Consider the following 14,630-nt stretch of genomic DNA (forward strand, 5'->3'; position numbering starts at 1 on the left):
GCGCCCAGCCACCACGCACCCGCACCCACCCCCCTTCCCCGCCCCATACCCGCCCACCCATCCCACAGGGACACACCATGCCCAGAAGCAACGACGCTTCCACACCCACCCGCACCCCCCTCCGCCACGCCCTCATCCTCACCACCGCCGCAGCCCTCACCACCGCCGGCTGCGCAGCAACCGGCGCCGAGGACCCCATCATCGTCTCGGTCTCGATCGCCGCCCCCGCCAACGCCCCGATCTTCCTCGCCGACGAGATGGGCTACTTCAAGGACGAGGGCCTCGACGTCAAGGTGGAGACGATCGCCAACGCCAGCCTCCAGATCGCCACCGGCAAGGTCCAGTTCGGCGCCGTCAACACCTCCACGGTGATCCAGTCGACCACGCAGGAGGAGATCGACCTCCAGCAGATCTGTGTGACCCAGGTGGACCCCTCGTACATGCTCGCCGTCAGCGACGCGGCCTGGGAACGCAACAACATGTCGGACGAGATGACGCTCAAGGAACAGCTGGCCGCGCTGGAGGGCGAGAACATCACCGCCATCGGCGGCCGGACCGTCAACCCCGGCGCCAAACTGCTGGAGGCCCTGCTGGAGAAGGAGGGCCTGCCCAGGGACTCGATCGGCGTGCTGTCCCAGGCGAACACCGCCGCCTCCACGGCCGCCTTCCAGAAGGGCCAGGTCGGCCTGGTCTTCCAGCCGCAGCCCATCCCCGACCAGGTGCTCTCGGTCGCCCCCGGAAAAATCATCTACGACACCGGCGCCTCCGACCTCTTCGCGGAGCTGGACAGCGTCGCCTGGTCCGGCATCGGCACCTCCCGCGCCTACGCCGAGGAGCACCCGGATGTCGCCGAGAAGGTCTGCGACGCCATCGGCAAGGCCAACAACTACCTCGACGAGGAGCCCGAGGCCGCCGCCAAGGCGCTCCAGGCCAGCATGAACTCCTTCAGCGAGGAGATCCTCGTCGCCGCCATGCCCAGCTACAAGTGGGCCGAGGACGCCGATATGACCCAGGAGCAGTTCAACCGGAGCATCCAGACCCTCGCCGACATGGGCATGTTCGAGATGCCCTCCGCGGACAAGCTCGCCAACGCGTACACGGACGAATACCAGAAGTGACACAGGCCCGAGGGACAAGGCGGAGGAAAATGAAGCAGGACCTTGAGACGGCGCGGCCGACGATGATCCTCGGCGAACTCTCGCACCGGTTCGCGTCGCCCGACGGCAAGATGATGGACGTCCTCACGGATGTGAACCTCACCATCCGGGAGAAGGAGTTCTTCACCGTGGTGGGGCCGAGCGGCTGCGGCAAGAGCACCCTGCTCAACATCGTCACCGGGATGATCAAGCCGACGTCCGGTGAGGTCCGGCTGCTCAGCGGCGACCGCGAGCTGGACCGCCTGGAGGTCGGCTACATCACCCAGGACTCCAATCTCTTCCCGTGGTTCACGGTCCTGGAGAACGTGATGATGCCGCTGGAGATCCGCAAGGTCCCCAAGCGGGAGCGCCGGGAACGGGCCCGCGAGTGGATCAAGATTGTCGGCCTGGACGGGTTCGAGAACCACTACCCCCGCCAGCTCTCCGGCGGTATGCAGAAGCGCTGCTCCATCGCCCGCACCATGGTGTACGAGCCCGAGGTCCTCCTCATGGACGAGCCGTTCGGCGCGCTCGACGCGATCACCAAGACGACGATGCAGAAGACCGTCCTGGATCTGTGGCAGCGGCGTCAGACCTCGGTCGTCTTCATCACCCACGACCTCACCGAGGCCATCGCCCTCTCCGACCGGGTCGCCGTGATGACCGGCCGCCCCGGCCGGATCCGGCGCACGGTCGACATCCCGCTGGACCGCCCCCGGGACGTCTACAACATCACCGACTCGACGAACTTCCAGGAACTGCGGCGCGAGCTGTGGGGCCTGCTGGAAAACGACCTGGACTCCTAGGAGGAGAGCGCGATGACAGTCGAAGAACCGCTCCAGATGCGGCGCGGCCGGGTCGTCCGGCAGAAGACCGGACGTCCGCGCGGACGCCACGGCATGCTCGTGCTCGCCGGACAGCTCGGCGTCGTCCTGCTGATCCTGCTGGTCTGGCAACTGATCAGCGGCCGGTGGATCGACTACTTCCTGATCAGCAACCCGATCGATGTGATCGCCAAGCTGATCGAGGTGAGCGGCGACAGCGAGATGCACCACCACATCCTGATCACCGGTCAGGAACTGGTCCTGGGCTGGTCGCTGGGCGCGACTTGCGGAGCCGTGCTGGGCTGGGCGCTCGGCGCGGTGAAGGTGGTCGGCGAGATCCTGGAGCCGATCCTGAACGCGATCAACGGCATCCCCAAGGTCGCGCTGGCCCCGATGATGCTGCTCTGGTTCGGCCTGGGCATCGGCTCGAAGATCGCGATTGCCAGCATGATCGTGTTCTTCCTGGTCTTCTTCAATGTGTACTCGGGGATGCGCAATGTGCCCCGACCGCTGGTCGAGGTGGCCCGCGCGATGGGCGGCAGCCGGCTCTACGTGGTGCGCAAGGTGGTCGTCCCGTCGGTCGCCGTACCGCTGTTCGCCGGTCTCAAGGCCGGAGTGTCGTTCGCGATGATCGGGGTCATCGCGGGGGAGTTCATCTCGGCCGACGAGGGGCTCGGCTACTACTCCATGACCTCGACCCAGCAGTTCGACCCGGCCGGTCTGTTCGCCGCGCTGGTGATCATCGTGGCGATGGTGGTGCTGGGCAGCGCGCTGATCGGCGTCTTCGAGAAACGCGCCCTGAAATGGCAGAACTGACGCCACCGCCCTGAGGGACTCCTCGGCCCCCGCCCGGCGCACTCCGGACGGGGGCCGAGGTCATGCCCTAGGGATGGCTGACGAGGTTGGCCACATTGGTGGTGGAGTTGGAGGGCCCGCCCCGGTCGTTGATCACATGCCGGATGGTGCCGACCCCACCCAGGGAGACGGTCACCATGTTGGTGAACCGCACATTCGCCGTGTTCGGGGCTTCGATGGCCCGCTCGGCGGCCACCCCCGGATTGACATTGAAGTAGCAGTAGCTCCCGAAGCCGTAGACCTGATGGCTGGTCACCGTGTTGGCGACCTTGTAGGCGGCGTAGCCCTGGGTGGTGCCGTTCATCCAGGCGGCCTGGTTGGGTGGGTCGTAGGGCATTTCGTTCTGGTAGAAGTAGGTCCGGCCGCCGTTGCCGTTCCAGATGGTCTGGTACTTCTGGTAGTGCTCGACGAAGAGGCCGTACATGGTGACGTTGTCGCCGCTGACGATGAGTCCGGTGTCGCCGGTGTTGGTGTTCTAGCCGATGCCGGTGCCGTGGTCGCCGCGCCAGATCCACAGGTGGTCGCCGATGACGTGGTCGCTGTTGACGGTGAGGCTGGTGGTGGCCCTGCCGACGGCGGCGCCGCCGACGCGGAAGTAGACGTCGTGCAGGGAGGTGGGGTTGGCGGCGTGGGAGGCGGCGGAGTTCGCGGGGCCGACCTCCAGGAGGGTGGGTGAGTTGGCCGTCCCGGCGTCGAAGAGGATCCCGGCGAGTTTCACCCCGTCGACGTCGGCGACGCGCATGGCTGTGATGCCGTTGTCGGGGATGAAGGTGGCCAGGCCGAGACCGAGGACGACGGTGTCGGGGCGGTTGATCTGGAGGGTCTGGTTGAGGTGGTAGACCCCGGGGGTGACCAGGAGGTTCTTGCCCGCCGCGAGTGCCGCGTTGATCTCGGCGGCCGTCGCGCCCGGCTTGACGATGTGGAACTGGTCGATCGGCAGCGACGACCCCGCCGCCGTACCGTTCACCCACCCCGTCGCCGCCGAGTTGGACTTCAGCGACGGCACGAACACCCGGTAGGCGCCGTTCTCGTCCACGTACAGGAACGGCTTCTCGCGGACGACCGGGGTCTGCGCGACGGTGGTGTAGGGCGGGCTCGGGAAACTGGTCGCGGGGACGCCCTGGCTGCCGACAAACACCATGTTCCAGTTCGACCCGGTCCAGCTCCCCAACTGTGAGTTGCGGGTCAGCCACTGCTGCTGCGTCCCCGAGTTGACCTGGCCGTCGATCTTGCTGTCGGCCATGAACCCACCGCTGGACCAGCCACCGTCACTGAGCGCCAGAGAGCCCCGCACATGCATCCGGCGGTACGCGGACGCCTGGGACACCGCCCAGCGGTCCGCGCCGCCGGCCGGATTCACCGACAGGTTCTCGGCGCCCCGCCAGAAGTTCTGGGTGGCGTTCTGCGGCGGGAACCAGTCCGCCTCCACATGCACGGCCCCATTGATGTTCACCGAGTCCGGCGACAGCCCCAGCCCGGCGACCTGGGTGTAGAAGCCGACATTGACATCCGCGTTGTACGACCCCGGCTTGAACAGCACCGCATAGCGCTGCGCGCCGAACTGATTGGTCTCCTGCTGCTGGAAGAGGGAGTTGACCCGGCTCTGGATGGTCGCGGCCGGCATCGACGGATCGAAGACGACGACATTCGGACCGAGATCGGGATCGACCGCCGACTGCTCCACCGGCACCACCTGGAACCGCTGCGCCGCACTGCCGTTGCAGATGTACTGCACGTACTGCACCCCGTCGGCGATGGACCCGCCCGGGTCGTCCAGGCACTTGCCGCTGTTGCGGTTCACGAACCGGTAGACCCCGCCGCCCTCGTGGACCGGCAGCCACTGCTGGTTGGTGCCGCCGCCGTAGGCCCACAGCTGCACGGCCGCGTTGTCGGCGGTCGACACATTGGCGACATCGACGACCTGATTGGCGTCCCCCCGATTGTTGATCCGGACGTAGCCGTCGCTGGTGCCGGTGAACGACCACTGCTGGGCGTTGCTGCTGTTGCAGCCGTACTGCTGGACGGCCGTCCCGTTCGCCGTGGCGGCGGCGCGGGCGTCCAGGCACCGGCCGCTCGCGGCGTTCATGACGGTCGCCCAGCCGACCGGGAGCGCCGCCTCGGCGGCGGAGGCGGTGGGCGCCGGGGCGCCCGTCAGAAAGGAGGCGGCAGCGGCGGCGACCAGCCCCGCCGACAGGGATCTGCGGGGTCCCGGCGAAGCGGGACGCAAGAAATGGAACACGTGTTCTCCTCGCCGACGGTTCGGCTCAGCGGGTGGGGGGAGGGGGACGGACACCGGAAGGAAAGGAAAGGAAGAGTGCTGGGTTCAGCCGGTGTACGCGGCGAACACCCGGGTGTAGTCCCAGGCCGACTGGGCGACCCCGGAGCAGCTGTCGGCCGGACCGCCGGTGCAGGGCCGGTCGCGGTTGGCGGACCAGAAGGTCAGCCGGGCCAGATGGTGCTGCTGGGCGTAGGCCAGCATGGTGCGGAAGTCGGCGACGGTGACCGTCTCGTTCTGGTCGGTGATCCCGTTCATCGAAGAGATCCCCATCGACCGGTACGCCTGGTCGTCGCTGTACCCGTACGCCGAGCGCAGCGCGTTCTTGAGCCCCTCGGCCGCCCGCACGGTCAGCGTGCCCATGTTCTGTCCGGCGCCGCCGAAGTTGAACGGCATGATCGTCCAGCCGTCGACGGTCAGCCCGGCGGAGGCCGCCCGGTTGATCAGGCTGGTGTCGGGCCCGTTCTGCCCGGTGCCGATGGTGACGTACACCTTCAGACCCGGGTTGCCCGCCTTGACCGTCTTCAGGGCGTCCACCGTGCGCTGCTGCACGGTCGGGCTGTCGTAGGCGGCGGCCTCGATGTCGATGTCGATCGCCTTGAGCCCGAAGGCGCTGATCACCCGCTGGTAGGCGGCGGCCAGCTCACCCGCGCTGCCGCAGGAACTCTCCAGCTTGTTGCCGCTCCAGCCGCCGAACGAGGGGATGACATCGCCCCCATTGGCCCGCACGGTGGTGATGGTCTGCTGGTCCACCCCGCCGGTCAGCGCCCGCGAGCCGTCCCACTGCGGATTGCAGTAGCCGTTGCTCAGCACGAAGGCGAGCGTGAACCACTTCACGCCGGTCGCGTTGGTGATCGTCGTCGGACTCGGCGGCGACCCCCACCCGTTGTAGAGGTACGGCGCCACCGCCATCGGCGCGGACGGGTTCGGGCCACCGGCCGCCGGGGCGGTCCACTTCTGGTTGGCCGCGCCCGTGCAGCTCCAGATCTGGGCCCGGGTGCCGTTGGCGGAGCTGTTGCCGGTGACGTCCAGGCACTTGTTGGCCTGCGGATTGATGATGTCCCGCGCGGCGGTCACGGTCCACTGCTGATTGGCGCCGCCGGAGCAGGTCCACAGCTGGGCGGTGGCGCCGTTGGCGGTGGAGTTGCCGGTGACGTCCAGACACTTGCCGAGTGCCCGTACGGTCCCGTCGGTGCCGACGGTCCACTGCTGGGCGGCGGTGCCGTTGCAGTCGTAGAGCTGGACGGGGGTGCCGTCGGCGGAGTTCGCTCCGGCGACATCGAGGCACTTGCCCGCGAGTCCGGTGATGGTGCCGGTGGCGGCCTGGGCGGGGGCGGCGGCGAGCAGCCCCGCGGAGAGGGTGAGGGCGAGGGCGGTGGCCGCGACGGCGGCGGACAACGGGAAGGACCGGGCTCCGGCCATGGTGGGGGGTGGCCTTTCGCGAGGGCGGGCACCGGCGGCCGTCATCACCTGCCGAACGTTCACAGTCCGAACGACCGGGACGGCTGGGGGTGCTCACGGGATGGGGGTCGCTCGGTGAAGCTAAAGGTCCGGACCACTTCCGTCAAGATGTGAAGTAAGAAGTGAGGGAAGGGCTTTCGGGGACCGGCGGTCCGGCCCGTCCGCCCGGAGGCCACCGGGCCCCGGAACCGGTTGTTCGCGTCCTTCACCCGGCACCACGGCGGCACGTGGTACTGCTGACGTTCACCGCCCCGCCGCCACATCTCCCTCCTCCTAGCCCCCTGGTGCCGCCGCGCCACGCCCCGGCGCGCTGCCCTGCTGGTCCGCCGTCATCCCTCCCCCCCCCACGGTGCTGCCCCGCTGGTCCGCCGCCACCCCCTCCTCCCTCCGAACCCTCTGGTGCCGCCGCGCCACGCCCCACCGCGCCGCCCCGCTGGTCCGCCGCCACCCCTCCCACCCCCCGAGCCCTCTGGTGTCGCCGCCATGCCCCACCGTCCCGCCCGTCCCGCCCGTACCGCCCGTCCCGCCCCGCTGTCCCCCGAGCGCCTCACGGCCTTCGGTGACGGAGTGTTCGCCATCGCGATCACTCTGCTCGCCCTGGACATCACCGTCCCCGACGGTCTGCCCGACGCCGAGGTCGCCGACGCCGTCCGGGACGCCCTGCCCGCGATCGGCGCCTACCTCCTCAGCTTCGCCGTCATCGGCACCCTCTGGCTGGCCCAGCACCGGCTGCTCCGCCAGGTCGCCCAGGTCGACCACTGGCTCCTCTACGGCCACTTCGCCCTGCTCGCGGTCGTCGCCGCACTGCCCTTCCCGACCCGGCTGATCAGCGAGTACGGCGCCACCGTCACCGCCACCGCGGTCTACGCCGGGACGATCACCCTGGGCCTGGCCCTGCGCTGCGCGATGTACGCCCGGCTCCTCTCCGCCCCCGAGCTGACCACACCGCACACCACCCCCGCCCGCCTCAGGGCGGCCCTGCGCGACAGCGTGCTGCTGGCCCTGGTCTTCGGCACGTCGATCGCCATCGCCTTCGCCTCCCCGACGGCCGCGAAGTACTGGTGGCTCCTCGCGCTCCCCGGCCGCCGCCTGGTCCGCGACCGGGACGGGCCCCGCTCCGGGAAACCCACGCCCTAGCCGCTCCCCGGACCGCCTACCCTTGACGACATGACCAGCAGCGGCGACCGGAGCACGGCAGTGACGGCAGTGACGGCAGTGGAAGCTCAAGAGAATCCGACGTACGAGATCCGCACCTACGGGTGTCAGATGAACGTCCACGATTCCGAGCGATTGGCCGGGCTGCTGGAGGGCGCCGGCTACGTCCGCGCCGCCTCCGACGCGAACGGCGATGCCGATGTCGTCGTCTTCAACACCTGCGCGGTCCGCGAGAACGCCGACAACAAGCTGTACGGCAACCTCGGCCATCTGGCGCCGATGAAGGCCAAACGCCCCGGGATGCAGATCGCGGTCGGCGGCTGTCTGGCCCAGAAGGACCGCGACACCATCGTCAAGCGGGCCCCCTGGGTCGATGTCGTCTTCGGCACGCACAACATCGGCAAGCTCCCGGTCCTGCTGGAGCGCGCCCGCGTCCAGGAGGAGGCGCAGGTCGAGATCGCCGAGTCGCTGGAGGCGTTCCCGTCCACCCTCCCGACCCGGCGCGAGAGCGCCTACGCGGCCTGGGTCTCCATCTCGGTCGGCTGCAACAACACCTGCACCTTCTGCATCGTCCCCGCGCTGCGCGGCAAGGAGAAGGACCGCCGCCCCGGCGACATCCTCGCCGAGATCGAGGCCCTGGTCGCCGAGGGCGTCTCCGAGATCACCCTGCTCGGCCAGAACGTCAACGCCTACGGCTCCGACATCGGCGACCGCGAGGCGTTCAGCAAACTGCTGCGCGCGTGCGGGGCGATCGAGGGCCTGGAGCGCGTCCGCTTCACCTCGCCCCACCCCCGCGACTTCACGGACGATGTGATCGCGGCCATGGCCGAGACCCCCAACGCCATGCCGCAACTGCACATGCCGCTCCAGTCCGGCTCGGACCCGGTGCTCAAGGCGATGCGCCGCTCCTACCGCCAGGACCGCTACCTGGGGATCATCGAGAAGGTCCGTGAGGCCATCCCGCACGCCGCGATCACCACCGACATCATCGTGGGCTTCCCCGGCGAGACCGAGGAGGACTTCGAGCAGACCCTCCATGTGGTCCGCGAGGCCCGCTTCGCACAGGCGTTCACCTTCCAGTACTCCAAGCGCCCCGGCACACCGGCGGCCACCATGGACGGCCAGATCCCCAAGCAGATCGTCCAGGCCCGCTACGAGCGGCTGGTCGCCCTCCAGGAGGAGATCTCCTGGGACGAGAACAAGAAGCAGGTCGGCCGCGTGGTGGACCTGATGGTCGCCGAGGGCGAGGGCCGCAAGGACGGCACCACCCACCGCCTCTCCGGCCGCGCCCCCGACAACCGCCTGGTCCATTTCACCAAGCCGGACGAGGAGGTCCGCCCCGGGGACGTCGTCACGGTCGAGATCACCTACGCCGCCCCGCACCATCTGCTCGCCGAGGGCGAGGTCCTCAAGATCCGCCGCACCCGCGCGGGCGACGCCTGGCAGAAGCGCAACGCCCAACCGACACCGGCCAAGCCGACGGGGGTGCTGCTGGGCCTCCCGTCGATCGGCGTCCCGGCCCCGCTGCCGACGGCGACGGGTGGGTGCGGGGTGGTGGGGGAGTGAGCGGGGGGTAGGGCGCCGGGGGGAGATCGTCCGGTGAGCGGGGTCGCACGTGTCTCTCACCTGGGGCGCGGGCCTTCGCGCTGAGCGGGGTCGCGTGTGCCCCTGACCCGGGGCGCGCGCCTTCGCCCTGAACGGGGTGCCCGTTGCGGGCGCACACCGCCGAGCTGCCCGCCCGATGGGTGACCTCACCCGTGCGGCTCGTACCGGACGCGGCGCCGGGCTGTCGGGTCTCGTACCGGACGCGCCGCCGGGTCGTGTCGGCCGTCGGGTCTCGCACAGGACGCGGGCCGACCGCCGGGGTCTCATACCAGACGCCGCGCCCGGCCGCCCCACACTGACCAGCCCCTACGCCACCGAGCCCACCCCTTCCACCACTCCTTCCATCACCCCCTCACCACCCCTTCCACCACCCCCGCCGACCGGATGCCCCCGGCGTACGCGCCCAAGGCCGGACCGGGCCCCCGTCGCCCCGGCGGCTACCCTGCGGATCATGCTTGTCGCCGCAGCCGTCTGCCCCTGTCCGCCGCTGCTGGTGCCCGAGGTCGCCTCGGGTGCCGCGCCCGAACTCGACTCCGCGCGTGCCGCCTGCGTGGACGCGCTCGGCGTCCTCGCCGCCGCCCGCCCCGACCGCCTGATGGTGATCGGCCTGGTGCCGGAGGAACCGGAACCGGGCACCTACCCCCAGGGCACACGGGGTTCGTTCCGAGGCTTCGGGGTGGACCTCGAGGTACACCTGGGAGCCGCCCGCTCGGCAGCGGAACCGGCCCCCCCGGCGTCAGCCGCCCCCCTGCCCCTCTCCCTCGCCGTCGGCGCCTGGCTGCTGGAGCGGACCGGATGGGCGGATGCCCCGATCGAGGGACGCGCGGTCGGGGAACCTTTCGACGCCGAGTGGTGTATCAAGATCGGGAGGGAGATCGCGGGGGGCCCGGACGAGCGGGTCGCACTGCTGGTGATGGGCGACGCCAGCGCCTGCCGCACGCTCAAGGCGCCGGGCTATCTCGACCCACGCGCGGAGCCGTACGACACGGCGCTCGCGCAAGCCCTCGGCGCGGCCGACGTCGCGGCGCTGAAGGCCCTGGACCCGGGGCTGTCCCGGGAGCTGAAGGTGTCCGGCCGTGCCCCCTGGCAGGTCCTGGCGGGAGCGGCCGAGGACGCCGGTCTGTCGGGCACGCTGCTGTACGAGGAGGCGCCTTACGGGGTGGGGTATCTGGTGGCGACCTGGTCGTAGCGCGTGAGGTGCGCGCCGGTGCGCCGACCGGCAGGCTTCCGCGCGAGGCCGTGCACCGACCGCCAGGCCGCCGCTCCCAACCCCTGACCACACCCCCGTCACCCCGCAAAAAACGGCCGACGGCCGGGAGCCCGTACGCTCCACGGCCGTCCGCCGGTGATGCCGCCGTGCTCAGGAGGCAGGCGGGGCGGGCGGTGGGGTGCCGGGTGAGGCATCGCCGCCGGGGCCGGTGGTGCCGCTGTCCGCGGGGCCGCCGGTCGTGGTCCCGTCCGGTGCGTCCTTGTGCGCGAGGCGGTCCATGGCGTCCTTGGCCTTGCCCGTACCGCTCTGGATCTTCTCGCTGTACTTGCCCTTGGTCCGGTCGTCGACCGCCTTCGCGGCCTTGTCGATGCCGTGTGTGATCTTGTCCCCGTGCTGCTGCGCGAGGTCCGACACCTTGTCCTTGGCCGGGGCGAGCTTGGCCTTCAAATTGTTCAGGAGACTCATGGTCCACCTTCCCTCACGGGACCGTTGGTGCGTACGACTCCGTACGACACCTTTCTACGGCGCCTGTCTGTGACAACCGCCTGGGACAGCCATCTATGTCCGGGCGCCCTCACCGGCCTCGTTGTCGGCGGCCTTCGCTGCGGACTGCTGATGGGGAATCTCGACGCTCGCGGTGGCCGGGACCTCGGTGTCCGGGACCACCCGCTCCCCGGCCGTAGCCGCCGCCCCGGAACCGTCCGACTCCGCCGCCGCACCGCTCCCGGACTCTGCACCCGTACTCGTACCCGTACCGGTACCCGTACGCGCCCCGGTCCCGGTGCCCGGCAGGGCCTCGTTGCCCGTCCCGGTCTCCGTCCCGGTCTCCGTCTCAGCCGCCGTCTCAGCCGCCCTCTCCGTGTCCGGAGCGGCCTCCGAGGCCGGATTCCCGGCGGCCGACACCTCCTCCGTGGCGGCCTCCTCCGTGGTCTTCGACCTCCGAAGAAGTCGCGCAAAAACTCCCATATCCACTCCATACGGTACTCGTGCGGGCGAAATCCCGCGTCGCCCGGTGCGTCCGATTGCGCCGCCCGGGGCGCCGCCTCTGCGAACAGGCGGCGAAACCTCGCATCGGGCAACGACCCCGGACCCCACCCGTCACGTAACTCGTTCGAGGGCCCGCCCGCAGGTTTGCGAGACTGGTGCCGTGAGCAGCGCACCCCCCGCCCCCCGAGTCATTGCTGTCGTCGGCCCCACCGCGGCCGGAAAATCCGATCTGGGCGTTCACCTCGCCCAGCGGCTCGGGGGTGAGGTCGTCAACGCCGACTCCATGCAGCTGTACCGAGGGATGGACATCGGCACCGCCAAACTGACGCCACACGAGCGGGACGGCGTCCCGCACCATCTGCTCGACATCTGGGACATCGCTGTCACCGCCTCCGTCGCCGAGTACCAGCGGCTGGCCCGCGCCCGGATCGACGCCCTGCTCGCGGCGGGCCGCTGGCCGGTCCTGGTCGGCGGCTCCGGCCTCTACGTCCGCGGGGCCGTCGACAACCTGGAGTTCCCCGGTACCGACCCCGTGGTCCGGGCCCGGCTGGAGGAGGAACTCGTGCTGCGCGGCTCGGGGGCGCTGCACGCCCGCCTCGCCGTCGCCGACCCCGAGGCCGCGCGCGCCATCCTGCCCAGCAACGGCCGCCGGATCGTCCGCGCGCTGGAGGTGATCGAGATCACCGGCCGCCCCTTCACGGCGAACCTTCCCGGCCACGACTCGGTCTACGACACCCTCCAGATCGGCGTCGACGTGGCCCGCCCCGAGCTGGACGAGCGGATCGCCCGCCGGGTCGACCGGATGTGGGAGGCCGGTCTCGTCCAGGAAGTGCGCGCACTGGAGGCGCAGGGGTTGCGCGATGGGCGTACGGCGTCCCGGGCCCTCGGCTACCAGCAGGTACTCGCCGCGCTCGCCGGGGAGTGCTCCATGGAGGAGGCTCGCGCGGAGACCGTCCGGGCCACCAAGCGCTTCGCGCGCCGTCAGGATTCATGGTTCAGACGTGACCCCCGGGTGCATTGGCTCAGTGGGGCCGCGGCGGACATCGGGGAACTTCCGCGACTCGCGCTGGCGTTGGTCGAACGACCGGTCACAGCCTGATCACGTCATGGCATCGGGACGCCCAGGCCGTCATCCGGGCGTTCGGGGCCGTGCCATCATCAAGCTTCGATCGACCAGTGGAGTCCGAGTTGGGAGGGCGCGTGGCGATGGAGGCCGGCCCTCGCGACACCGCACAAGACACCGAACCCGTCACCGCCGACCGCGGCCGTCCGGAAACGGACGATCACCGTCCCGGTCTCGGCCTGAGCCCCGACGGACCCGATGACACGGCCGACGGCGGAGTGAGCCAGGACGGGCCGGAGCCCGAGGAGATGTTCACGGGCGGCCCCGAGGTCGAGGTCGAACTGCGCCCCCAGCGCCGACTGCGGCTCTGGCAGCTCGCCCCCATCGTCGGTCTGGCCGCCCTCGGCTCCCTGATGTTCGCCTTCCCGCTCGCCTTCGACTTCGGGGACAGCGGGGCCGTGATCGCGATGCTGGGCCTGCTGATCTGTTCCTGCGCGGCGGGCTGGGGCATGATGGCCGCCCGCCGCGTCGGCTACTCCTGGCCCGGCCTCTCCCCCCGCGCCCCCGACCGCCGCACGGACTGGCGGATCGCGGCGCTGTACGTGGTGGTCGTCGCCGCGGTGGTGGTGCTGGCGGTGTGGCGCGTGGCGCGACTGCGCTGAGCCGGGCCGCGGTGGGACGGGGTTTGAGTGCTCGCCTGCCGCCTGCCGCCCCGGCACACCAGTCGGTGCGTGCCGCACCGGGCACACCAGAGCAGTGAGCCCCCGCGATCGATCTGTCCCGCTGACCGGCGTATTCCGCTGGCCGGACCCGCCCCGCTCCCCGGCGCGTCTCATTCACCCGGGACCCACGACATGCGGACCGCCGTACGGACCGGCATCCGGCCCTCCCCCCTGAACGGGATGCCGACCCCCGGCTGGCGCGTCCTCCTCCCCCTCCTGCCTAAGACGCCCGCCGGGCGCTCGCCCCCCCCGCCAGCCCGAGCGCCCACCCCCACCCCCGATCCCGCCCCACCCCTTACGATCGAGGAATGAGCACGCGGATCGCCTTCCTCAAGGGTCACGGCACCGAGAACGACTTCGTGATCGTCCCGGACCCCGAGAACACAGTCGACCTGCCCCCGGCCGCCGTCGCCGCCCTGTGCGACCGCCGCGCCGGCATCGGCGGTGACGGACTGCTGCACGTGGTCCGCTCCGCTGCTCACCCCGAGGCCAGGGCGATGGCGGCCGAGGCGGAGTGGTTCATGGACTACCGCAACGCCGACGGCTCGATCGCCGAGATGTGCGGCAACGGTGTCCGGGTCTTCGCCCGCTATCTCCAGCGTGCCGGAGAGGTCACCGAGGGCGATCTCGCCCTCGCCACACGCGGCGGCGTCAAGCGGGTGCACCTCGCCAAGGACGGCGACATCACCGTCGGCATGGGCGCCGCCCGGCTCCCCGAGGGCGAGGTGACCGTACGGGTCGGCGAGCGCAGCTGGCCCGCGCGGAACGTGAACATGGGCAACCCGCACGCGGTCGCCTTCGTCGCCGACCTCGGCCATGCCGGGGACCTGCTCACCGCGCCTCCTTTCAGTCCGGCCGCCGCCTACCCGGACGGCGTCAATGTGGAATTCGTCGTGGACCGTGGCCCCCGCCATGTGGCGATGCGCGTCCACGAGCGGGGCTCGGGCGAGACCCGCTCCTGCGGCACCGGCGCCTGCGCGGTCGCCGTCGCCGCCGCCCGCCGGGACGGCGCCGACCCGGCGGCCACCGGGACACCCGTGACCTACACCGTGGACGTCCCCGGCGGTCGGCTGGTGATCACCGAACGCCCGGACGGCGAGATCGAGATGACCGGGCCCGCGGTCATCGTGGCGGAGGGGCGGATCGACGAGGAGTGGCTGGCGGCCGTACAGGGATGAGGAGTTCGCCCCGGGTCCCCCGCTGCGCGCTTCGGAGGGCGAACTGATTCCAAGAGTCGCACGCCCCACTGACAATGGCCCTCCGCCCGGGACCACTCGCGCACCGGACCGCGTCGAGAGACGGGCCGAGCCGCGTCGAGAAATGAGCCGCCCCGAATA

At 70.7% G+C, this 14,630-nt stretch carries 12 protein-coding genes and 1 pseudogene; 9 read left to right on the forward strand and 4 right to left on the reverse strand.

What is annotated here, in order from left to right:
* Nucleotides 1-77: 77 nt before the first annotated feature.
* From ABZX40_RS28480 to ABZX40_RS28490, 3 genes are read left to right on the forward strand one after another with little or no spacing between them, the layout of a single operon-like run.
* Nucleotides 78-1,118, forward strand: coding sequence for an ABC transporter substrate-binding protein (locus tag ABZX40_RS28480; protein ID WP_355744182.1), 1,041 nt, complete (start codon nt 78-80; stop codon nt 1,116-1,118).
* A 29-nt stretch (nt 1,119-1,147) separates the two neighbouring features.
* Entirely contained in the window at nt 1,148-1,942 is a 795-nt protein-coding gene (locus tag ABZX40_RS28485) for an ABC transporter ATP-binding protein (RefSeq protein ID WP_355744184.1), read from the forward strand.
* Nucleotides 1,943-1,954: 12 nt separating this feature from the next.
* The gene (locus ABZX40_RS28490; protein ID WP_355744187.1) at nt 1,955-2,776 is read left to right on the forward strand and encodes an ABC transporter permease; all 822 of its coding nucleotides are present in this window, start codon (nt 1,955-1,957) and stop codon (nt 2,774-2,776) included.
* Between the two features lie 67 nt (nt 2,777-2,843).
* Here ABZX40_RS28490 and ABZX40_RS28495 read toward each other — a convergent pair.
* Nucleotides 2,844-5,009, reverse strand: a pseudogene (locus ABZX40_RS28495) (RICIN domain-containing protein).
* Nucleotides 5,010-5,138: 129 nt separating this feature from the next.
* Complete coding sequence (locus ABZX40_RS28500; protein WP_355744190.1) at nt 5,139-6,512, reverse strand: ricin-type beta-trefoil lectin domain protein; 1,374 nt, start codon at nt 6,510-6,512, stop codon at nt 5,139-5,141.
* A gap of 522 nt (nt 6,513-7,034) precedes the next feature.
* Here ABZX40_RS28500 and ABZX40_RS28505 point away from each other — a divergent pair.
* The 3 genes from ABZX40_RS28505 to ABZX40_RS28515 all read left to right on the forward strand — a co-directional run bounded on the left by ABZX40_RS28505 (nt 7,035) and on the right by ABZX40_RS28515 (nt 10,500).
* A complete protein-coding gene (locus ABZX40_RS28505) occupies nt 7,035-7,688 on the forward strand; it encodes a TMEM175 family protein (RefSeq protein ID WP_355744193.1) in 654 nt (217 codons plus the stop codon).
* 30 nt (nt 7,689-7,718) lie between these two features.
* A complete protein-coding gene (gene miaB / locus ABZX40_RS28510; protein WP_355744196.1) occupies nt 7,719-9,272 on the forward strand; it encodes a tRNA (N6-isopentenyl adenosine(37)-C2)-methylthiotransferase MiaB in 1,554 nt (517 codons plus the stop codon).
* 490 nt (nt 9,273-9,762) lie between these two features.
* Nucleotides 9,763-10,500: a class III extradiol dioxygenase subunit B-like domain-containing protein gene (locus ABZX40_RS28515; protein ID WP_355744199.1), complete on the forward strand. Its 738-nt coding sequence runs from the start codon at nt 9,763-9,765 to the stop codon at nt 10,498-10,500.
* A 171-nt stretch (nt 10,501-10,671) separates the two neighbouring features.
* Here ABZX40_RS28515 and ABZX40_RS28520 read toward each other — a convergent pair whose 3' ends face one another.
* Both ABZX40_RS28520 and ABZX40_RS28525 read right to left on the reverse strand, forming a co-directional pair.
* Nucleotides 10,672-10,986, reverse strand: a complete 315-nt coding sequence (locus tag ABZX40_RS28520; protein WP_355744202.1) for an antitoxin — start codon at nt 10,984-10,986, stop codon at nt 10,672-10,674.
* A gap of 93 nt (nt 10,987-11,079) precedes the next feature.
* Nucleotides 11,080-11,487, reverse strand: coding sequence for a hypothetical protein (locus tag ABZX40_RS28525; protein WP_355744205.1), 408 nt, complete (start codon nt 11,485-11,487; stop codon nt 11,080-11,082).
* 181 nt (nt 11,488-11,668) lie between these two features.
* Between ABZX40_RS28525 and miaA the strand changes: the two genes are divergently transcribed.
* The 3 genes from miaA (at nt 11,669) to dapF (ending at nt 14,471) form a co-directional block, all read left to right on the forward strand.
* Complete coding sequence (gene miaA, locus ABZX40_RS28530; protein ID WP_355744208.1) at nt 11,669-12,607, forward strand: tRNA (adenosine(37)-N6)-dimethylallyltransferase MiaA; 939 nt, start codon at nt 11,669-11,671, stop codon at nt 12,605-12,607.
* Nucleotides 12,608-12,714: 107 nt separating this feature from the next.
* A complete protein-coding gene (locus tag ABZX40_RS28535; RefSeq protein ID WP_355744211.1) occupies nt 12,715-13,233 on the forward strand; it encodes a hypothetical protein in 519 nt (172 codons plus the stop codon).
* A gap of 368 nt (nt 13,234-13,601) precedes the next feature.
* The gene (dapF, locus tag ABZX40_RS28540; protein WP_355744214.1) at nt 13,602-14,471 is read left to right on the forward strand and encodes a diaminopimelate epimerase; all 870 of its coding nucleotides are present in this window, start codon (nt 13,602-13,604) and stop codon (nt 14,469-14,471) included.
* Nucleotides 14,472-14,630: the final 159 nt, after the last annotated feature.

This window comes from Streptomyces sp. NPDC004610, assembly GCF_040609715.1.
Classification (GTDB): domain Bacteria; phylum Actinomycetota; class Actinomycetes; order Streptomycetales; family Streptomycetaceae; genus Streptomyces.